Source organism: Vibrio sp. GJ43-1, assembly GCF_055808835.1.
In genome coordinates, this window is sequence record NZ_CM147885.1 from 1,149,952 (window position 1) to 1,171,495 (window position 21,544).

At 43.2% G+C, this 21,544-nt stretch carries 17 protein-coding genes and 2 pseudogenes; 8 read left to right on the forward strand and 11 right to left on the reverse strand.

Annotated elements, in window-relative coordinates; all coding sequences use genetic code 11:
• Positions 1-82 precede the first annotated feature (82 nt).
• Complete coding sequence (locus AC0L66_RS22570; RefSeq protein WP_265677129.1) at positions 83-1,954, reverse strand: methyl-accepting chemotaxis protein; 1,872 nt, start codon at positions 1,952-1,954, stop codon at positions 83-85.
• Positions 1,955-2,287: 333 nt separating this feature from the next.
• On the opposite strand from AC0L66_RS22570, the gene AC0L66_RS22575 reads away from it, so the two are divergent.
• The 6 genes from AC0L66_RS22575 (at position 2,288) to AC0L66_RS22600 (ending at position 9,868) form a co-directional block, all read left to right on the forward strand.
• Positions 2,288-2,980, forward strand: coding sequence for an aspartate/glutamate racemase family protein (locus AC0L66_RS22575; protein ID WP_265677128.1), 693 nt, complete (start codon positions 2,288-2,290; stop codon positions 2,978-2,980).
• Between the two features lie 255 nt (positions 2,981-3,235).
• A complete protein-coding gene (locus AC0L66_RS22580; RefSeq protein WP_473569488.1) occupies positions 3,236-4,636 on the forward strand; it encodes a sensor domain-containing diguanylate cyclase in 1,401 nt (466 codons plus the stop codon).
• 169 nt (positions 4,637-4,805) lie between these two features.
• Positions 4,806-5,420, forward strand: coding sequence for a LysE family translocator (locus AC0L66_RS22585; RefSeq protein WP_265677126.1), 615 nt, complete (start codon positions 4,806-4,808; stop codon positions 5,418-5,420).
• A gap of 143 nt (positions 5,421-5,563) precedes the next feature.
• Entirely contained in the window at positions 5,564-6,268 is a 705-nt protein-coding gene (locus tag AC0L66_RS22590; RefSeq protein WP_473569490.1) for a hypothetical protein, read from the forward strand.
• Between the two features lie 94 nt (positions 6,269-6,362).
• Positions 6,363-7,433 (forward strand): polyamine ABC transporter substrate-binding protein, encoded by a 1,071-nt coding sequence (locus tag AC0L66_RS22595; protein WP_473569492.1) that lies wholly within the window; start codon positions 6,363-6,365, stop codon positions 7,431-7,433.
• A gap of 2 nt (positions 7,434-7,435) precedes the next feature.
• A complete protein-coding gene (locus AC0L66_RS22600; RefSeq protein ID WP_473569493.1) occupies positions 7,436-9,868 on the forward strand; it encodes an EAL domain-containing protein in 2,433 nt (810 codons plus the stop codon).
• A gap of 24 nt (positions 9,869-9,892) precedes the next feature.
• Here the strand turns inward: AC0L66_RS22600 and AC0L66_RS22605 are convergent, their stop codons facing one another.
• From AC0L66_RS22605 to tal, 5 genes and pseudogenes are all read right to left on the reverse strand, one after another.
• Positions 9,893-10,309: a diguanylate cyclase domain-containing protein gene (locus AC0L66_RS22605; protein WP_473569495.1), complete on the reverse strand. Its 417-nt coding sequence runs from the start codon at positions 10,307-10,309 to the stop codon at positions 9,893-9,895.
• 74 nt (positions 10,310-10,383) lie between these two features.
• Positions 10,384-10,953 carry a hypothetical protein gene (locus AC0L66_RS22610; protein ID WP_473569497.1) on the reverse strand — a complete coding sequence of 190 codons (570 nt, stop codon included), beginning with the start codon at positions 10,951-10,953 and terminating at the stop codon, positions 10,384-10,386.
• Between the two features lie 4 nt (positions 10,954-10,957).
• Positions 10,958-11,410: a putative pterin-binding protein gene (locus AC0L66_RS22615; RefSeq protein ID WP_473569499.1), complete on the reverse strand. Its 453-nt coding sequence runs from the start codon at positions 11,408-11,410 to the stop codon at positions 10,958-10,960.
• Positions 11,411-11,771: 361 nt separating this feature from the next.
• Complete coding sequence (gene tkt / locus AC0L66_RS22620; protein WP_473569501.1) at positions 11,772-13,763, reverse strand: transketolase; 1,992 nt, start codon at positions 13,761-13,763, stop codon at positions 11,772-11,774.
• Positions 13,764-13,830: 67 nt separating this feature from the next.
• A pseudogene (gene tal, locus AC0L66_RS22625) lies at positions 13,831-14,782 on the reverse strand (transaldolase).
• Positions 14,783-15,202: 420 nt separating this feature from the next.
• Here tal and AC0L66_RS22630 point away from each other — a divergent pair.
• Positions 15,203-16,198, forward strand: a complete 996-nt coding sequence (locus tag AC0L66_RS22630) for a sugar-binding transcriptional regulator (RefSeq protein WP_265677019.1) — start codon at positions 15,203-15,205, stop codon at positions 16,196-16,198.
• A 151-nt stretch (positions 16,199-16,349) separates the two neighbouring features.
• On the opposite strand, the gene AC0L66_RS22635 is transcribed toward AC0L66_RS22630, so the two are convergent.
• The 5 genes from AC0L66_RS22635 to moeA all read right to left on the reverse strand — a co-directional run bounded on the left by AC0L66_RS22635 (position 16,350) and on the right by moeA (position 20,682).
• Positions 16,350-17,192: a LysR family transcriptional regulator gene (locus AC0L66_RS22635; RefSeq protein WP_473569503.1), complete on the reverse strand. Its 843-nt coding sequence runs from the start codon at positions 17,190-17,192 to the stop codon at positions 16,350-16,352.
• A 176-nt stretch (positions 17,193-17,368) separates the two neighbouring features.
• Positions 17,369-18,202 carry a sulfurtransferase gene (locus AC0L66_RS22640; RefSeq protein WP_265677017.1) on the reverse strand — a complete coding sequence of 278 codons (834 nt, stop codon included), beginning with the start codon at positions 18,200-18,202 and terminating at the stop codon, positions 17,369-17,371.
• A 12-nt stretch (positions 18,203-18,214) separates the two neighbouring features.
• A complete protein-coding gene (locus AC0L66_RS22645) occupies positions 18,215-18,523 on the reverse strand; it encodes a hypothetical protein (protein ID WP_265677016.1) in 309 nt (102 codons plus the stop codon).
• A gap of 163 nt (positions 18,524-18,686) precedes the next feature.
• Entirely contained in the window at positions 18,687-19,436 is a 750-nt protein-coding gene (gene moeB / locus AC0L66_RS22650; protein WP_473569506.1) for a molybdopterin-synthase adenylyltransferase MoeB, read from the reverse strand.
• 10 nt (positions 19,437-19,446) lie between these two features.
• Complete coding sequence (gene moeA / locus AC0L66_RS22655; protein WP_473569508.1) at positions 19,447-20,682, reverse strand: molybdopterin molybdotransferase MoeA; 1,236 nt, start codon at positions 20,680-20,682, stop codon at positions 19,447-19,449.
• Between the two features lie 174 nt (positions 20,683-20,856).
• Here moeA and folE point away from each other — a divergent pair.
• Positions 20,857-21,508 (forward strand): annotated as a pseudogene (gene folE, locus AC0L66_RS22660) (GTP cyclohydrolase I FolE).
• The last annotated feature ends 36 nt before the right edge of the window (positions 21,509-21,544 follow it).

Here is a 21,544-nt window from a genome sequence, read left to right on the forward strand (position 1 = left end):
AACCCCTTTTTAATTGTGAATAGGACACGTCATCAAGCGTGGCCTAATTTAGTTGGTGAGTTTTTACCTTACACCTTACACCTTACACCTTAAAGCTGCCTAGCAATTGCTCTTGTTGGTGAACGTTTGAGGTTTGCTCTTTCATTGCTTCATTAGCGCCTTTTGCCGAATCAGAAACTAGTTCACTTAAGTCTTTAATCTTAATGGTGTTAGAGTTAATTTCCTCTGCGACTAAGCTTTGTTCTTCAGCTGCAGCAGCAATCTGCATATTCATGTCCGAGATTTGCGCAATAGACTGACGAATTTTTTCAAGTGCGTCGTTGGCTTGCTGTGCGCGCTCTACGGCTTGAACAGCGCTGCCTTTACTTTGCGTCATGGCATTGGAAACCAAGTGTGCACCAGATTGTAATTGTTCAATCATACTGCGGATTTCTGTTGTCGATTGTTGCGTGCGTTGCGCCAGAGTGCGGACTTCATCAGCGACAACGGCAAACCCTCGTCCAGATTCCCCTGCTCGCGCCGCTTCGATGGCAGCGTTGAGAGCTAATAAATTCGTCTGGTCAGCAATATCGTTAATGACCTTTAAGATGGTTTCAATATTATCAGTGGCAGTCTCCAACCCTTGCACTTCATGAACCGCGTCGTCAATGCTTGCAGAAAGCGTTGTGATGGCTTCAGTCGTATCCATGACGACCGTTGAACCTTCTTGAGTGGCGTTATCGGCCTCTTGAGCCGCGCTTGCAGCCCCTTGTGCATTGTTGGCAACTTCAGCAGACGTACTGGCCATTTCATTCATTGCGGTAGCGAGTTGTTCTAGCTCTTGCAGTTGGGTGGTCATCGCCTCGGCTGATTGCTTAGAACCTTCCGTCGTCTGCTCAGTTAACTGCATGATTTTTGAGGAAATGAGTTTTGACTGAATGATTTGTCCTTGCAAGTTTTCTGTAAAGGTATTAAACCCACGAGCAAGTTCAGCGAACTCTTCATCGGTATTTGTATCTAGGCGGTGAGTTAGGTCACCATCACCATTGGCAACATCTTGGATAGCTGAGTTTAGTTCATTTAGTGGTTTCATTAACACGCGAATGAGCAATGTTAGTACGATTACACTAACAATCAGACCTGAAATGATGAAGAAGATGGATTGGTTACGCAGTTCACTCATTGCCGAAAAAGCGATGCCTTTATCAATGATTGCGCCCACATACCAGTTTTCTTCAGGGACGAGAACTAAGTTAACTTGATACTCTTTTCCATCAAAGCTGAGCTGCTGAGCGCCTTCCTTTAATGCAACATTAGGAAGGAAAGCGCCGATAGGTTCGCCATTTAAGCTGCTATCTGGATGTGCAATCGTCATGCCCTTGTCAGTCACAACAAACAAATAGCCCGCACCGAAGAGATCGGTTTGGTTAACCATGTCTGCCAGTGTGGTCAATGTAACATCAAACACCACACTTCCGATAAATTGACCATCAGTGTCATTAAGAGGTGAACCGAGAGAAATAATGACGTTTTTGGTCGAGGAGTCGACGTAAGGGTCAGTAATGATCGTGTCACGGGCCATCTTAGATTCGCTATACCATGGACGCGTACGAGCATCATAGTTTGCATCAGGAACCCAACCATCATTACTCACTAAGGTACCAGTATCGTCATAACCAATACCGACCGCTTGGAAGGTGTTTCTAAGCGTTGGCGTAGTGATGACCTTTGTCACGTAGTGACGATCGTTAGGTGCGATCTCGATAGATTCGGTCACTGCGCTAGCTAAATCGCGTTTGGCATTCAGATCATATGAAATGGTGCTTTTTACCCCGGATATGAGCTCGTGGATGCTAGAGTCGATATGAGTTTGTAATTCGCTTCGAACCGTCATCAGTTGCGTGATGCCGAGCGTTGATACAGTGACAAGCAGCAAGGCTGCGGAAGCAGAGACGATTTTGTGACTAAATTTCATACATTACCTTAAATTTAACATGGTATTTCAACGATTTAGCTTTTACTGTCGTTGTTTTTATTATTATTGCTGTGAATGTGCACTCGCTATTGAGTACATTGTTTTGTATAGCTAAGTATATTATCGGTGCCGATTTGGCGAACTTTAATATATTCACGAATTTTTTTACTGGTCAGCGCACTTTGCGCTATGCATGGTGAGAGTCACACCTGTGAAATCTATGAATGAAATAAAGACGGTTATTATTTAGCAGTATTGAGGCCGTTAACTTGAAGAGTTGTGTGGTATTGCTTAAGTTAAAATGACATTAATGGTGATGAGGGAAGCTGACGCATGAAAACGATAGGGTTACTTGGTGGTATGAGCTGGGAATCAACAACGAATTATTATAAAGCCATCAATGAGGGGGTTAAATCTGAACTTGGTGGTTTTCATTCCGCGAAAATTGCGATGTACAGTGTCGATTTTGCAGAAATTGCTGCACTACAGAACAGCGAAGATTGGCAACAAACCGTGACTATCTTGAGTAAAGCCGCAAAAGCTGTAGAATCGGCGGGTGCAGATTGTCTGTTAATCTGCACCAATACTATGCATAAAGTCGCCAATGATGTGGCAAGTAGCGTATCCATTCCGTTGATTCATATTGCCGATGCAACAGCAGACGAATTAAACAAAGACGATCGCCGAATCGTGGGTTTACTCGGCACCGCCTTTACCATGGAGCAACGTTTCTATAAAGAACGTCTTGAAGCTCAAGGCATCAAAGTACTGGTACCGAATGGTGTCCAAAGAAAGCTTGTTCATGACATCATTTATCGAGAATTGGTGCAGGGGGAAGTAAAAATAAACTCCCGTCAAGATTACTTAGAAGTCATTGCAGATTTGAAGGAGCAAGGCGCAGAGGCGATTATTTTGGGTTGTACGGAAATAGCGATGCTAATTAATGAGGAGGTAACTCCGGTGCCGTTGTACGATACGACCAAAATTCACTCTGCTGCTGCGGTAAAGTTTGCTTTAAACGGTTAGTGGTATCAGGTGGCGAACAACCGTTTTTGGATCGTCGGTTGTTTGCTGCTAGATCGCGACAACGCATGGCCTTTTTTTGGTGACTGAATGTACTGAGAGAACCGAAAGTCTAGCGTTAAGAATCTTCTTAATGATTAATTAGTTATTTATGCGATTTAGGTCGTATTTGCTGATTTTTTTGGCAGCATGTCACATAAAAAGTGTCTATACATAAGGGACTACAAATAATTACTGTGATGAAGCTGGAGAAACGTTGTGAGTTTACTTCAATCGGTGGTGCGTCAGTTTTTGATGGTCGCTCTGATTTGTTGCACGTTAAATGTTCAAGCTGCCCATGAAACATTAACGATTTCTAACTCTAAGGCTTGGAAACCGTATTCCTATCTTGATGATGATGGTAAACCATCGGGTATATTAATTGACTTATGGAAAAGTTATGGTCAAGCCAATGATGTTGAAGTGGTCTTTAAATTAGTTGATTGGCAATCCTCCATTGATTTAGTTCGAGATCGACAAGTCGATATTCATGCCGGATTGTTACGCTCAACGGAGCGTGAGGAATTTTTAGAGTTTGCGATAGAGCTACTACAAATTGACAATCAACTCTATTTTCATCAAGAGTTGGTGAGCTTTAATGTTAACGATTTTTTACTCGGTTCTCATAGTTATGACGTAGGTGTGGTACGTGGTGGATATGAAGAATCTCACTTACGTAAAAATTTCCCCAATGTGTCATTAAAGGCGTTTAAAAATAATGAAGATATGATCAACGCGGCACTTCGAGGCGATATTTTGGTTTTTAGTGCAGACTTGCAAGTGGCGAATTATTATCTTTACAGTGAGGGAGTAAACCAAGACTTTATAGCCGTTAAACGCTTATACACCGGGACGCTATACGCCGCTTCTGAACGGTCTAATAGTCAATTACTCTCTCAGGTCTCAGAGCGGTTTCACAATATTAGTTCAGAAGAAAAGCAGCGTGTATTCAGTAAATGGATGCACATAAGAACCGTTTATCCTCAGTATTTATTGCCGCTTGCATTGAGTCTATTTTGTCTACTGATTGGCGGTTACGCTGTGTTACTTCGCTACAATGTACGTAAAAAAACCGGTGAACTTGCCGCAATAAACAAGGATCTTAAATTTTTGTCAGAAACCGATGCGCTCACAGGGTTAAGTAATCGCCGTCGTTTCTTTCAGTGTTTGGAGCTGTTTAGGAATCGCCAATCTACGCTTACGGTTGTCATTATCGATATCGATAATTTTAAGTTAGTGAATGATCAATACGGTCATATAAATGGTGACATGGTGATTCGTTCGGTAGTCAATACCGTTAAGGCAACCATTTCTGATGGCCAAGTTTTTGCTCGTATTGGTGGGGAAGAGTTTGCTATCTGCTATTGTGACAGCAACATTGAACAATCCACTAGGCACGCTCGGCACCTTTGTCGATTGGTGCGAGAGATTATGCTCCCAGATATTGATTACACCCCAATTACCATCAGCGTAGGTTGTGCTGTGTATCAACAGGCAAAAGACTGTAAGACACTGGCAGACGCAGATAAGTTGATGTACCAAGCGAAAAATAATGGTAAAAATCAGGTCGTTTCTGGGCAAATTTTGCCATTAGACCATGTTAATACAGAGGCATCGTGATCTTAAGTAACGTAGTGCTCTGGTATCTTAAGGCTTAAACATCGTTACGCTCGGTCGTAATACAAGCTCAGTCAGGATACGACTCGCTATAATATTGATTCATTAGCAGTTAATCGGTTCTCTGCTAAGACAACTTGGTGTAGAGTTGCTCTGTTAATAAGGAGCAAAAATGACACTAACAACTTGGATTTCACTTTTTACGATTTGTTTACTTGGTGCGATGTCACCCGGACCGAGTTTAGCTATTGTTGCCAAACATAGTTTATCTGGTGGCCGAGTGAACGGTTTTGCCACCGCCTGGGCGCACGCTGTCGGAATTGGTATTTATGCGTTGGTTACCGTACTTGGTTTAACCGTATTATTGCATCAGTTTCCATTGGTCTTTAAGTCGCTTTCATTAATGGGCGCCCTTTATCTGGCGTGGTTAGGCTACAATGCACTGCGGTCTAAGGGCGGGATAGTTGAGCGATTAGAGTCAGGCCAGCCAGTGTCGGTGTTAACGTCGGCGAAAGAAGGTTTTTTTATTTCTCTTTTTAGTCCCAAGATCGCATTGTTTTTTACCGCGCTTTTTAGCCAGTTTGTTGCGGTAGGAAGTGAACTGTCAGACAAGGCGATCATTATTGCGACTCCGCTGGTCGTGGATGGGCTTTGGTATACGCTTATTACTGTGATGCTATCCTCACCTTATTTACTCAAGTTTTTGAAGTCGAAAGCGCGTATTATTGATCAAATTTCAGGTGTTGTTCTTATTCTTTTGGCTATTCGGGTTCTGTTTACACTTTAAACTTCAGCGCTTAACCAGTGACGCTTAGTCTGTGACTATTCGTCAGGCTAAATGGCCCCTATAGTTTGTCCTGAACTTGTGATATTGACAATCTGTTCATACACTTAACTTAAAACAAAGCACTAGGAAAAGTTGTGAACCGATTGTCATTAAATAAACAAGCCTTTGTTGTTATATTCTTCTTTGGAACTCTAATGGGTTGCCAGCCCCAAATGATGGACGAACCTTTACCTGAACGATTCGGACTCGATAACGTCAATATATTAGTCCAACAAAAAATATTGTTGCCAGAGAAGCTCGAAGCGTCACCGCAAAACGCCCACTATAAAGCGGGAGCGGTGGACCTTAATCTGGATGGTCGTGATGAAATAATGGTGTTAATGCAGGGATCTTATTTCTGTGGTTCAGGCGGTTGTACCGCCTACCTTTTTAACGATAAAGGCGAACAATTGAACCGTATGACAGTGGTTAGAGAGCCTATCTTGATGTCTGAGCGGCGCTCAAAGGGTTGGAAAGATTTTTATGTGTGGAGCGATGATTCACTTCGTACTATGAGCTATGACGGCGTCAGTTATCCTAAAAATCCGTCTCTAGAACCCAAATACGAGCGCCACTTAGAGCAAAAAGCCGCGCGACAGCTTGCAGAAATTCAAGAGGTATATGTACAAGATGGTTACGACCTTACACTTGTCGATGAGGTTCCACTATTTTATCCAGTACATTCCTATCCGTTTCAATTTAAGCACCATGGAGATCCTAAGAGTGAATATAAGCTAACAGTCAATATGCTCACTGGACACTTGGATTTTGAAATATCTGATATTTCGGATAAAAAGCCGTCACCTTAAGCGTTGGTTTCTCATAAGTGAGATGCATCTAGCTCGTCTTCGGCATGTGGGTGTTCTAACCTATTACTAGCGGATAAGGTTTAGGTTACATATCATGAATAGAATCTTAAGCAAGGATGCGAGTCGTAGGTTAGCCCAAGTTGTATCACTCTGTACATTGTGTATTTCCAGTTATGTGTTTGGCGGGCATGGCGTTATTTCCTTATATAACTGGGAGGCTTTTTTAGCAGACAGCGTAAAAGAGCAATTAGGAAAAAAACACAATGTTTCTATTGAGGAAACCTATTTTTCTGATGAAGGCGTCAGAGATGAAGTGATGCTAAGTGAGCGCCGTCATGCTTTCGACCTTGTGGTTATTGAGAGTGTTAGGTTACAACTTCTTGCTGAGCAAGGTGTTGTCGCGAAGATCCCCAAGACACTTAAAGATGAGCTGTCGCCGAATTTTGATAGCAAGTGGAGTGACGCCTGCGGTGATTATGGGATCCCCTATGCGTGGGGTACGAGTGGGATTTTGTATCGAAAGTCTGCGTTTGAAACACCCGTTACGTCTTGGAAAGATTTGCTGCATCCCACGAAGGGCTTAAAAAGTCGTATTGCGATGTATTACAATCCTATTGATGCGATTGCTATCGCCTTACTTTCTGAGAACAAAGATCCTTTTTCAAGTGTTAATCAAGACCTCGAGCAAGCCTATGCATTACTTAGTCAGCAACGACCGTTGCTGTATACGTCAGATTACATTCTCAACTATCTGGATTCACCTGAAAAGATTGGTAATATTGATATTGCGTTTGGTTTCTCTGGCGACGAATTTGTGCTTAATGAAGATGTCCAAGGTGAAGAAAATGAGTGGGCTTATGTAGTGCCGGAAGAGGGGACGACGATCTGGCTAGAGTGTTTGACTATACCGCAAGGTACATTTGTTTCTTCAGATCTACTTACTGTGATTCGTTTTCTTTCTAACCCTAAAATCGCCGCGTTAAATGCTGAAGAGTCCTGGTTTTCGACCCCGAATCAGCTCGCGTTAGAATATGTAAGTCAAGACTACCTCAACGAACCCTCACTCAACCCACCTCAATCCGTATTTGAAAAGAGTTTTCTCTATCGCCGTGTAACAGACTTAGGTTTGCTTTTGAGACAAAGGATTGTTGAGGAATTGAGGTAAATATGACGTTACTTAAGCGATTGCATTTATGGTTAATTCCTATTCTCACTTTTTTGGTGATAATTGCAGGAATAGCAATATATTATCAACGAATTGAAGGATACAAAACGCTTGAGGTGATCAAGTGGCAAGACAAAGTAACCAGTGCTTTCAATGCGACTAATTATGAACAACATGGTATTTCCTCGATGGCGCATGAGGTTGCAGGGACTATTCAATTTTTGCGCCTTACTCAAAATACCAGTGACATTGCTAGGCGAAGTTTCTTAGAAAAATATCTGAGTCAATTGGTTGAAAAGCCGAGAATAAAAGCGCTCGATGGGGCTCAAATATTTGTAATTGATGAGCTATTTACTGTTGTCGCAACTTCGATCAAACGAGGCCCGTTTTATTTTCCAACACTCCCTGATGAAATCTATCAGCGGACGTTCGATACCTATGTGAAAATATCGTTAGGTGAACCGTTTCTTAGTGATGGATTTATTTATCAGTCAGATAATGACCAAGTAAGATTCTCGTTCGTTGGCGCTTATGATAGTAAGTTGTTTCCTGAAGACCCGCGTGCTCAGGTGCAAAAAGAGCGAACGATATTAATTACCGATGCACCGTTGACTCATTTAACGACATTGTTGAACGATATTAAATCCGTCACCTATGTTAATGCAGATTTTTCATTAGCTAACAATAACAATAACAATATAGTATCTACGAGAGAAATTAAGTTATCACAGACTGAAGATAGTTTGACCAATCGAACGCAGTTGTCCTTTTCCAGTTCTAAAATGACGTTAACACTGAGTATACAGGACAATCATTATGATAGTGAAAAGCGTCGCATAGCATTGGAAGTCTTTGGCTATATCGTTGCGATTGAAGCAATACTTCTGTTTGTCATTATTACTATTATGAGAATGCGAATACTAAAGCCTATTTCACTTCTTATTGACGATATTAAAGCGGGTGGTCAAGAGTTACGCTACTTTAAACGCTCAAAAGGTGATGACGAAATATCAGTATTGAAAAATGCTTATATCGATACGCTGAGTAAAGTTAAGTTTGAAGCTGAATTTGATTACTTAACTCGATTAGCTAATCGTCGAACGTTTACATCACATATAGAAAAAAGAATACAGTGTTATGCAAACGACAATGCATTCATTATCGGTTGGGATATTAAAGACTTTAGAAAGATTAATGATCTCTACGGTACGAACATTGGCGACCGCGTACTGGTTGCCGTGGCGGAATGTTTAAGAACATTTATTCATAACTATCAGGCTGATCTTGGTCTGGGTTGTAGTGATTACTCTATTAGTCGCTATGGCGGAAACTGTTTCGTCGCTGTTGTTGATGTCAATCATGGGGATAAAATAGACTCCTTTATTAGACAGTTTGAATCCAAAAGGGGAAATTGTGTTGTTGTAGATGGTTACACGTTTAACTTGGATATGGCGATTGCTATTTTTCCTCTGTCATTAAGTGAGCGAAGTGAGTTGTGGCAGAAAGGGCTTGAAGAAGCTTTTAATAAATCCAAGAAAATTCGGAGTCGACAAGCGTTGGTCATTTTTGATAAAAAATTGGCGCGTCAATTAGAACGTCGTGATGAGATTGAAAAAATACTGCTATCATGCAGTCGAAACGGTGAGTTTGAGCTTGAATTCATGCCATTGATTGATGCGAAGACCATGTTGATTAAGGGCATGGAAGTGCTAATTCGATGTCCATCGCTGCTTAAATTCAACACTGGTCCAGATGAATTCATTCGAATTGCGGAGCAAGCTAATATTATTTCTTCGATTGATCAGTGGGTTATCGAGAATGCATTTTCATCGTATCAACGGATGAGAAACGAATGTAATTACCAAGAAAGCATTTCGATTAATGTGTCGGCACTAGAACTGTATAACGTGATGTTTATTGACTTGCTGACTAAGGCGAGTAGAAAATATCAAATAGCACCACAAAAAGTGGTAATTGAAATCACTGAAACCAGTTATGTTAAGAGTACGCAAGATACGATAGGCATGGTTGAGGCGTTACGAGACTTAGGTTTTAAGGTGTCTCTAGACGATTTTGGAACGGGTTATACGTCGATCAATCAGCTACTCCATTATCCAGTGGATGAGTTAAAAATTGATAAGAGCTTTGTTGAACTCATTGGTTCAGGAAGCGGTAACGAAAAAATGTTAACGTCGATCATCGCTTTAGCTCATACATGTGGTGCAAGTGTTGTCGGCGAAGGTGTTGAAGATAGTTATCAAAGCCATTATCTCAGCAATATTGGCTGTGATACATTACAGGGCTATGTATTTAGTCAGCCGCTTGCATTTGATGATTTTTGTCAACTGTACCGTACCTATGACGCGGAGCATTATCGAGATCAAGTCAATGACGTCTCATTGATTAATAAAAAGTACTCACCAATGAATGACTAACTCAGCAGGTCATTCATTGGTGAGTTAAGCGTTATGTGATGCGGCTTTGCGACGAGAGAGCAGTGTTAATCGTTCCAGTAGTATAGAACGATGGACTTTGTTTTCGTGAATGAGCGAAATATCCATTATTAGTTCTAAGTCGCCTAAGTTAATAGGTTCATTTAAACTGTCCCTCATTGCTTTTAACGTCTTTTCATTTTGTATCGATTGGCTATATTTACTTAGTGCAATTAGTGTCGCACCGCTATAGCGATATAATTTGAATCGGCTATCTATTAATAATGATATCTTTTCTGCTGCAGACTTAATCAGAATATCACCATAATCAATACCATACTTTTGATTTATTTCGTCTAAATTTAGAACGCGAATGGAGAGTATACTGTAATAATTTTGAGAAAACTGCGGCTTTAGGTCGTATGTGAGTGCAGAACGATTCATTAATCGTGTGAGTGGGTCACGTCGATAGATTGATTTTCTTATTAAAGATTCTATCCAAAAAATAACAATGATAATTACAAAAGAGAGACGAGAACCATGGTTGTCATTTTCTGTGTTAGTAATAATCGTTCTAAATCATAGGAGTTCTTCTTAAATAAAGGGCTTTGTAATCTAAAATTGGTGTTAATGAAGTTGATAACTTCGTTAAAGTTTAAAACAACGCGATGCTCGAGCGCTTCTTGTTTTATCTTACCAGACTCATAGAGTTTAAGAGAATTTTCTAACGCTTGAAATCTCTCGAATTGGTCTGAAAAGAAATAGTAATAGTTCTCGTCTTTAATAAAATTTGAAGACTCTCGACTGTTCAGGATTATGTCGAAACGACTCCAAGTTAGATCAAAATGAAGCCAAAGATTTTTGGTTTCGACGGGAGTGATACGGACTTCTGTGACAAATTGAGAGTACTCTTTTACCAGCTGGAAAACGAACCACGTCGCTTCATTTTTTCGTTCAGAAAAGCCATCATTAATAGTGTTAATCTTTTCGATGGTGATGATATTGACGGTTAATGCCAGCGTCGTTAAAAACGCTAAGAACAGCTTTATTATGTTAAGAGGAACCACTTCGACTAGATATTTAATCATAAACCTACATTTGAATGCGTTTAAGTTGCCAAATCATTTTTGAATGATAGTCCGTGATGTTTAATTCCGGTTTAGTCGCGATAGGAAAGATAATCCAAAATGGTCCTTTGTTTCGGATAGACATCGGTTCACCATCCTTGAGGATTGCAATGATAGGGGAATAGGTTTCAATATCCGATCTAGGTATAACCACCTGATAATTATTTAAAGCAACGAAGGTTAGGCTTGGCGGAAGCGCCAGTTTAGACTGTTGGAACAGGGTTTGTAACGTCACTCCCTGAAAGGTCGCCTCTTCTTCAAGCCAAGGAAGTGTCGTCGTAATGGAAGTTTGCGGCATATCCAACAGCTGACTATCGGAAATGACATACTTAGTATTATTGGTGTCGACGATAGTCAATTGGTTTGCCCAAACGCATTGGCTGAAAAACACCGCTATTATGGTCATCCAGGTCTTCATTATCGGACTCCTTCCGTTTCAACGATTCCTTCCTATATTGATAGTCTAGGAAGCACAGAACGAGTATCAAGCATGATCCTGTTTCACTTTTGAGACAGTTGTCATTATGCAACCAACCTCATCTGTAGTGGTGTCTGATACTGTAGGTTCTAACGGATGAATGACAGCGCGAAAAGTGCATTATGGACAAAGTGCAGTGAGTGTTTATAAAGTGTGGTGAGGGTTTAGGGAGAGGACGAAAGATTGGAGCGAGGAAAACGAAGAGCCATAACGGATAACCGTTACGGCTCTTGAAAAGACTAGAGCGATATCTCGTTGTGGTGACGTGATATTAATCTCTTATTTATCGACATCACGTCATTTATTTTAGCAGGCCACGTGCCGTTTCAACGACGTTCTCTGTGGTAAAGCCAAACATCTTGAATAGCTCACCCGCTGGCGCAGACTCACCAAATGTTGTCATACCGATGATCTTGCCACCAAAGCCAACATACTTGTACCAGAAGTCAGCAATACCCGCTTCAACTGCAATACGAGCTGTCACGTCAGATGGCAATACAGATTCACGGTACTGCGCATCTTGCTTATCAAATGCATCGGTTGCTGGCATTGAAACCACACGTACCGCTTTACCTTCAGCAGTCAATTGCGCAGCCGCTTCAACAGCTAGCTCAACCTCAGAACCTGTTGCAATAAGAATTAACTCAGGCTTACCTGCACAATCTTTCAGGATGTAACCACCCTTGGCGATGTTTGCTACTTGCTCTGCGTCACGATCTTGCTGCGCCAGGTTCTGACGAGAGAAGATCAGAGATGTAGGGCCATCTTTACGCTCAATCGCCAGTTTCCAAGCCACTGCAGATTCAACTTGGTCACATGGGCGCCATGTGCTCATGTTTGGAGTTAAACGTAGCGATGCGATTTGCTCAACTGGTTGGTGAGTCGGACCATCTTCACCAAGACCGATAGAGTCATGCGTGTACACTTGGATGTTTTGAACTTTCATCAAAGCAGCCATGCGCATTGCGTTACGAGCGTATTCCATGAACATTAGGAATGTCGCGCCGTACGGTACGAAACCACCGTGCAGAGCGATACCGTTCATGATAGCCGTCATGCCGAATTCACGAACACCGTAGTGGATGTAGTTACCTGAGAAGTCTTCTGCCGTTAGCGACTTAGAACCAGACCACATGGTTAGGTTAGAAGGGGCAAGGTCAGCCGAGCCGCCCATGAACTCAGGAAGCATTTGACCAAATGCTTCTAGTGCATTTTGAGACGCTTTACGCGATGCGATGTTTGCTGGGTTAGCTTGAAGATCAGCAATGATTGCCGATGCTTTTTCTTCCCATTGTGCAGGAAGATCGCCGTTTACTCGGCGTTTGAATTCAGCTGCCAGCTCTGGGTATGCTGCTTCATAAGCTGCAAATTTTTCGTTCCACGCTGCTTCCTTAGCTGCGCCTGCTTCTTTTGCATCCCACTCTGAGTAAATTTCCGATGGAATTTCAAAAGGACCATGTTCCCAACCTAATGCTTTACGTGTTGCTGCAATTTCTTCAGCGCCTAGTGGTGCACCGTGACAATCGTGTGTGCCTGCTTTGTTTGGGGAACCAAAACCGATAACGGTTTTCGTACAGATTAGCGTTGGACGAGGATCGGCTTTAGCCGCTTCAATGGCAGCATTGATCGCGTCAGCATCGTGACCGTCTACTGCTGGGATTACGTGCCAGCCGTAAGCTTCAAAACGCTTAGGCGTATCGTCAGAGAACCAGCCTTCTACTTCGCCATCAATCGAGATGCCGTTGTCATCCCAGAAAGCAATCAGCTTACCAAGACCTAGCGTACCCGCTAGTGAGCATGCTTCGTGTGAGATACCTTCCATCAGACAGCCATCACCCATGAAGGCATAAGTAAAGTGGTCTACGATATCGTGACCTTCTTTGTTGAACTGCGCGGCGAGCGCTTTTTCTGCCATCGCCATACCAACGGCATTCGTGATGCCTTGCCCTAAAGGATCGGTTGTTGTCTCGATACCTGGTGCGTAGCCGTACTCAGGGTGGCCTGGTGTTTTAGAGTGGAGTTGACGAAAGTTTTTCAGATCATCGATTGAAAGCTCGTAACCTGCTAGATGAAGCAGAGAGTAAATCAGCATAGAGCCGTGACCGTTAGATAAGATAAAACGGTCGCGGTCAGCCCACTCTGGGTTAGACGGGTTGTGGTTTAGGTGTGAACGCCAAAGTACTTCGGCGATATCAGCCATACCCATAGGTGCGCCAGGGTGACCAGAGTTGGCTTGTTGTACGCCGTCCATGCTTAGAGCTCGAATAGCATTAGCGAGTTGTTTACGATTCATGGTGTCTTCCAAAATTTATAAATGGTAATAAAAAAGGCACCTGTTATCAGTGCCTTTTTGAATTGGGTTATAGTTTTGCTGCAAGCATCTCTTCAAGCTTACCTTGGTCGATAGCGAAGTTGCGAATGCCTTCTGCTAGCTTTTCAATCGCCATTGGGTCTTGGTTATGATCCCAAAGGAATTCAGCGTGACTCATAGCGGCAGGACGTGCTGCTTGGCCTTTAGAATCGATCAGCTTCTCAACGACTTCGCCTTCTGCTTCTTCTAGTTCTTGCAGTAGGTTAGGGCTAATGGTTAGACGATCACAGCCAGCTAGCTCTAGGATCTCACCGATGTTACGGAAGCTCGCCCCCATGACGACTGTGTTGTAACCATACTCTTTATAGTAGTTGTAGATAGAGGTGACCGATACAACGCCTGGATCTTCTTGTGCGTCGAAATCACGACCTTCTTTCGCTTTGTACCAGTCCATAATACGACCAACAAATGGTGAAATTAAGAAGACGCTGGCTTCCGCACATGCACGAGCTTGTGCGAATGAGAAAAGAAGCGTTAGGTTACAGTTAATGCCTTCTTTTTCTAGCACTTCAGCTGCGCGAATACCTTCCCATGTTGACGCAAGTTTAATTAGGATGCGGTCATTAGAAATACTAGGCATCGTTATACATCTTAATAAGCTTGCGTGCTTTAGTAATGCTGCCTTCTGTGTCGTAAGAAAGACGAGCATCCACTTCTGTTGAGATGCGACCCGGGATAGTACTCAGGATCTCTTTACCAATGCTCACTGCAAGCATATCGCCAGCATCTAGAAGTTGCTGGTTTTTGTCTTGGCTTTGACCTTTCGCGTACTCGATGGCTTGATCGATAAGAGGCGCATACTCAGCAATTTGTGCTGCTTTCAAAATGAGAGAAGGGTTAGTCGTTGCATCTTCTGGTTGGTATTTACGAATGGCTTCGATGTCACCAGTATCGGCGACGACAGTCGTCAGTTTGCGTAGTTGCGCTAATTTATTGCTCATCGGTACGTTCCTATAGTTGAGGCAAGGTCGTCTCATAATAAAAGGGCGACATCAGTAGCACGTGTGTTGGCTACTGAACAGAATCCTAATCAGCGAGCATTCATGCGTGAGCATGTGTTTGGCTCGTGAGTAAATGTTGATTCATATTTAACTCATGTAGGCTGAAAGTCAATAAAATATACCTGGTAAATTGCTCATTCATCCGATTACTTTCGGTTTTTGATAACGGTAGCGCACTTTTGTAGATTGCTTAGCACCAGTAAAGGCGTGGTTATCCTCGACTAGCTCACAAAATAGGCTGAGATATTGTAATGCAATTGAGCAAATGTCACGAATGTCGTATGCTCATACATATGTTCAGTGTGTGAACCAATGTATGCCTGTTTGAGGTAGAGCAGGCTCGAAAATAGAGCTAAGTGTATGGATAATTCAGAAACAAGTGCAGACGTACTCACTGAAATCGCAGTGGCATATTATCAAGATGGTGCCACTCAAGAAGAAATTTCAAAAAAGTTTGGTGTTTCTCGCGCAAAAATCGGGCGCCTCCTGAAACAAGCACGAGACGAAGGCATTGTCGACATTACAGTAAAATATCACCCAGTATATAGCGCTAAAATAGAGCAACGATTGATGGAGCGTTTTGGCATCAAGCGGGCATTGATTGCCTTAGACCAGCCGGATGGGCAGTCACAACGCAATCAAGTTGCGGGTTTAGTATCAAACTATCTTGCGCAAACATTGAAGACGGGCATGGTGGTCACGGTTGGGCAGGGGCGCAATGTATCCGCGGTTGCTCATCATACTGGTGTCATCAGTCCACGCGCTTGTAAGTTTGTGTGTGGTATCGGCGGTATTCACCCGAGAGGCGGTCTTTTTAATGCCGATCATATTTGTCGGCAGTTAGCGAAAATCTATGGCGGCTCATCGGAAACGCTCTATGCGCCCGCCTATGCAGAGAATAAGGAGCAAAAGCTCGCCTTTATGCAAAATGCGACCATTAAGCAAACACTGGATTTAGCACGTAAAGCCGATATGGCACTCGTTGGTGTCGGTGACATGAGTGAAAATAGCTATATGGTCGATTTAGGGTGGTTTACGGCTGATGAAGTGGTTCAGTCACGGCTTCACCAAGGCGTTGTCGGTGATTTTGCAGGCTATGACTTTTTTGATATCCAAGGTCGGGCTGCGAATACCGTCATGAGCGATCGCGTAATCGGTTTAGGGTTGGAAGAGTACAGAATGATCTCTGAAGTGATTGCTATTGCATCGGAAAATAGTAAACCTATGGCGTTGCTTGGAGCACTCAGAACTGGCGTTATCGATGTTATCGCAACAAGCGTGAGTAATGCACTGACGGTCTTGAACCTCGATGAGCAGATGAGAAATATAGAAGGTAGTCAAACCCACCAAACTTGATGAGTACTGGCTATATCGCTGATTCATTGATTCAGCGATAGGCCATCCAATTTATGGCGCTCTATGTGTATCGTCCAGCAAACCTATGCGCTATCAGCGACTCAAGAAAACGCCCAACCTTTGAGTATGTTTAATAACGCTTGATAACGTGTCAGAGTAGTTCCCTTCGTTTCTTTTTGATGAGATAAAGAGGCTCGCTGATAACGTTTGGGGTTGGCGTCACGCTCACTTGATTTTGATACGCCGAGTGATTGATCGCAACTTTAGGCAACACGGTTAACCCAATCCCCATAGCAATAGGTTGAAGAATTTGGCTCAATTGGTTGATATAAGTCACTTTAGTCAACTTGGACCAGTCCAAGTCTTGCAGTGCTTTGTCACCGCTATGTTCAAAAAATTTCTCAAAATAATGCTGTGCATCTGGGTGGGCGACGACGCCCAAAGATTCAATATCACTCAAAATACTCGCGCTCGGCACATAGGCTTTTGGCATCACAAGGCTAATTTCTAAACGTCCAATGGATTCACACATGAGTTCAGATTGGTTAGGCATGTAGGTAACAATGCCTATATCAGCGTTCCCTGAAAGGACATCTTGAATGATTTTTCTGTTGGGACCAGCCTCTAGGTGTGTTGATAGCCCGCGGTATTTGGTTTGCAGAGAAATAAGTTCAGGGTAGATAGCGGTAGCAATAGCTCCGGGCGCTGCAATGTGAAAAGCACCTTGATGTGGGTCATCGAAACTGAGCTGTTCTTTTAGCATATGTTCATGCTTGGCCAGGTTTACCGCGTACTCATAGACGATGTGCCCCTGCTCAGTCAGTTCGAAGGTTTTTCCTTCACGGCGAAGAAGCTCAGAGCCCAAATCATGCTCTAGTTTTTTTATGTGTTGGCTGACTCCGGGTTGAGTCATGAATAGCTTTTCTGCTGTTTGAGTAAAGTGACCGACTTCGACGAGTGTTCTAAAAGTATGTAGCCAAGTAGTGTTTACCACGAGTTAATCCATAACAAAATGTTATCATGTCGTTAGTATACGATAAATTATCGATTTATAAACAGGTGAATCTTACGGGTAAATGGCTGCGTTACCACAGCCACACGGTTTATAACGGATTAACGCATGTTTATTAAGGGGCTGACTGACGCTCAATTCATACCGCTAATGCGTGATTAGCATTCGATTGGTAGGTCATGTCGCTGTCCCCACTCAGTCCAAGAGCCGTCATAAACAGCAAGGTTGTTATACCCACACATCGAGGCGCCAAGCGCCAAAATGCAAGCGGTGACACCAGAGCCGCAGCTAAATACTAGTGGTGTGTTCTTATCGTCATTAATAGAAGAGAATAATGATTGAAGCTCACTAATGGGCTTTAATGTGCCATTTCGCATGAGCTCTAAAAATGGCAAACAAACAGAAGAAGGGATGTGTCCACTGCGTATGCCTTCTCTAGGCTCTTTTACCTCGCCGTTAAATCTTGCACGCGAGCGAGCGTCGACAATGGTTCGAGAAAGGTCATTGGAGATGGCTAACACTTGCTCCGAGTTAAGAAATCGATTGTGATCCACAGGCTGCTCTAGCTTACTCGGCTGTGGGGTAACAAATGCGGTATCAACGGGGTATTGATGTGCTTTCCATGCAGGGAGTCCACCGGATAAGACATAGACATGCTCTAACCCAAGTGCTTTTAGCATCCACCAAGCGCGAGGAGAGGCAAATGTGCCTGAGTTGTCATACACCACAATCGTCGAGGTTGGGGTGATGCCAAGTTGTGAGACCAATTGGTTAAATATCAATTCTGGCGGCATCATATGCGGCAGGGGGCTGCTAGCGTCACAAAAAACGTTGTCATAGTCAAAGCGCTGAGATTGCGGAATTACCCCGTCGTTGTCCTTTGTTGGTTCCATTGGAATCTGGAATTCAATACTGGCATCTAAAATCACAAGCGAGTCATCTTCACCCAGTTTTTCATATAACCATGTGGGCGTGACCAGTGGCAGTGTCATAGCATTTTCCTTTTATTGCTGCTGACAAGAAACCAATTGATAGGTGCTTGTCGAGGAGAGTGGGCTTTGCAATTGATCCAAAGTGGCAAGTGTACCTATTTGGCAACGACGTGCGGGATCAGTCGTGATTCTTACTGTCGATTTATCGGGTAGTTCAACGGTTAAATAATGACGATTGCCATCTAAAGACTGTGTCAGTGTTTGACTGATTACTTGCCCCTGTATTGTGGCGACCGAATGCGTTAGAGGAAACCAAAGAAGAGCGACCAATAGACTAAGACCTGCGCCTAGAACGATAAAAGCGGCTTTTAAAGATTTCAAATTGTCCTCCTTAAGATCCAAAGATAAAGTAACGCGGAAAGCTAAGGGCCAAACACGCGTTTCTAAGCGTTAACATGGTCAAATCTACACAGTCATCAACATCAAAGTCGGTCTAGCAATACTGATGGTATGCTAAACCGAGGGGGCGAGTCTATTTAACACATTAGCGACAAGTTGGGCAGGCTGGGGATTTAGGTAGGCCCAGTTCGCGCCAAGTTAGGGTCAATGCATCGAATAACAATAGTTTACCTTTTTTAACTTGACCATAGTTCGCAATGACTTTGATCGCTTCTAAGGCTTGCATTGCACCGATGATGCCAACAACGGGTGACATGACACCAGCCTCTACACACGACAGTGACGTTTCTCCAAACAGCGCACTTAAACACTGATAACAGGGGAGTTGGTCGTCGTCATAGGTAAATACTGATATTTGTCCTTCCATTCGAATAGCGGCACCACAAACAAGAGGTATTTTCGATTCAAAGCAAAGCCGATTGAGTTGATTTCGTGTATCAACGTTATCAGTGGCATCCAGAACAAGCGAATGCTGTTGTATTAATTCAGATAATGCGGAGTCATCGAGACGTTCTTGAATAGCAATAATCTTAGCATTTGGGTTTAGCGCTTGTAGCGATGCCTTCGCTGACTCGACCTTTGCCGTACCGATATCCCCATCAGTATGGAGTATTTGACGCTGTAAATTAGAGAGTTCAACGTGATCGTCATCAACGATAGTTAATTGACCAACTCCAGCCGCAATCAAATATTGACTGGCAGCGCAGCCTAAACCGCCTGCACCAATCATCAATATTGATGACTGTTTAAGTGCCTCTTGCCCTTCAAAATCAAAGTTCTTCAAGATGATTTGACGGTTGTAGCGAAGCATTTCCTTGTCGGAGAGAATATCCACAACGTCCACCTCAATAAAGTGTTGAATTGAGAAGTTGGATTTGCACTGTCTCTCCAACCGACACATTTCCTCGGTCTTGCTCAAGAACAACAAAGCAGTTTGCCAAACTCATTGAACGGAACGCGCCGGAGCTTTGGTTACCTGTTGACTCTACTTCAAACTTGCCATCTACAATGGAGTAAATGCCACGTTGGTAGTCTGTTCGACCTGGTCCCTTTTTGAACGCGGTTTTAGTGGTTGCAGGGATTGACTCGGGAGCTTTCCATTGTGTATGGCCAGCCAGTTTTGCAATGAGTGGCTGCACTAAGACATACATGGTTAAGACTGCAGAAACGGGGTTGCCAGGGAGTCCACAGAACCACGCGTGGTCAAGCTCACCAAACGCAAAAGGTTTGCCTGGTTTGATAGCGAGCTTCCAAAAGCCGATTTGCCCTAACTCTTCAAGGATGTCTTTGGTGTAATCTGCTTCACCAACGCTAACTCCGCCAGAGGTAATGACAACGTCAGCCTCTTGTTGGGCACTAATAAAGGTGTTACGCAGTGTTTCTTGGCAATCTGGGATAATACCAAGATCAATGGCTTCGCAGCCAAAGTTATCAATGAGAGGTTTGATACCGTAGCGATTGCTATCATATATCTGACCATCTTGCAGCTCACTACCTAACGGTCTGAGTTCATCACCCGTAGAGAAAAATGCCACTTTTGGTTTTCTGAATACCTTGATGTGGCTAAAACCCAGTGTCGCAATCATTGGAATATCGCGAGCTGTGAGGCGAGCGCCTTGTGCCAGTACAACATTACCTTGCTCTATGTCATCATCGGTTGGACGAATGTTCATATTGGGCTTGATGTTGTCTTGGTTGAAAGTAATGGCATTACCGTTAACCTGCGTATTTTCTTGCATGATCACGGCATCGCAACCAGTAGGGATTTTTGCCCCAGTCATAATTCGAATGCAGCTTTTCTCAGGCCATACACCTTCAAATGGTTGGCCTGCAAAAGACTTACCAGCAAGCGGCAATGTGGTACTTTGTTCTAAATCGGCAATACGAACGGCGTATCCGTCCATTGCGGAGTTGTCAAATGGTGGCACATTCATTGGGGAGCGTAGATCTTCGGCTAGGACAAACCCTAATGCTTCAGGAAGCGAGCGTTCAATGATGTCTGTAATTGGTTTGATTGGTGTGAGCATTTTTGATAATGCTTCTTCTATTGGCATTAAGCCCGGAGCGTCGCAGCAACCCATAAAATATGTCTTCCTAATTCATTGCTAATATCAGGCTAACTTTATCATATTTTTATCCTGTAGCCCCTAAGTAAAGCAGGGCTGTACGACAAAACTAACGATAAAATGGGGGTGTAATTCAAATGGATTCCGAGTATCCTGTCGTCCCTTGCGGGACTAGTAAGAGGTATACAAATGTCAGAGTTAAGCGAATCAGCACAATTGGTCAAGGAAGCTCTCTCGAAGCGCGGGTTAGAGACACCAATGTTGCCAAACACCGTCAGTCGAGAAGAAAAAAGAACGCATTGAACATCATATGCGGGAAATTCTTACGTTACTGCAACTCGATTTAGCTGATGATAGCTTAATGGAAACGCCACAACGTATTGCAAAAATGTACGTAGATGAAATTTTTTCAGGTTTAGACTACGAGCGTTTTCCTAAAATTACCGTCATTGAAAATAAAATGAATGTCAGTGAAATGGTGCGTGTGAAAGATATTACGGTCACGAGTACCTGTGAGCATCATCTTGTCACCATAGATGGTAAGGCCGCCGTGGCGTATATTCCACGTGGTAAAATTATCGGGTTGTCTAAAATCAATCGTATTGTTAGGTTCTTCGCTCAACGCCCTCAAGTACAGGAACGAATGACGCAACAAATTTTAGTGGCGTTGCAAACGCTACTTGAAACGGATGATGTCGCAGTTACTATCGACGCGGTGCACTATTGCGTTAAATCGCGTGGGGTCATGGATGCAACCAGTGAAACCACTACAACGGCATTAGGGGGAATATTTAAATCTATCCCAGCAACGCGTCATGAATTCTTACATGGTTTGCGATAATGTGATGTTCATTCACTCGCCCACGACTAATTTCAC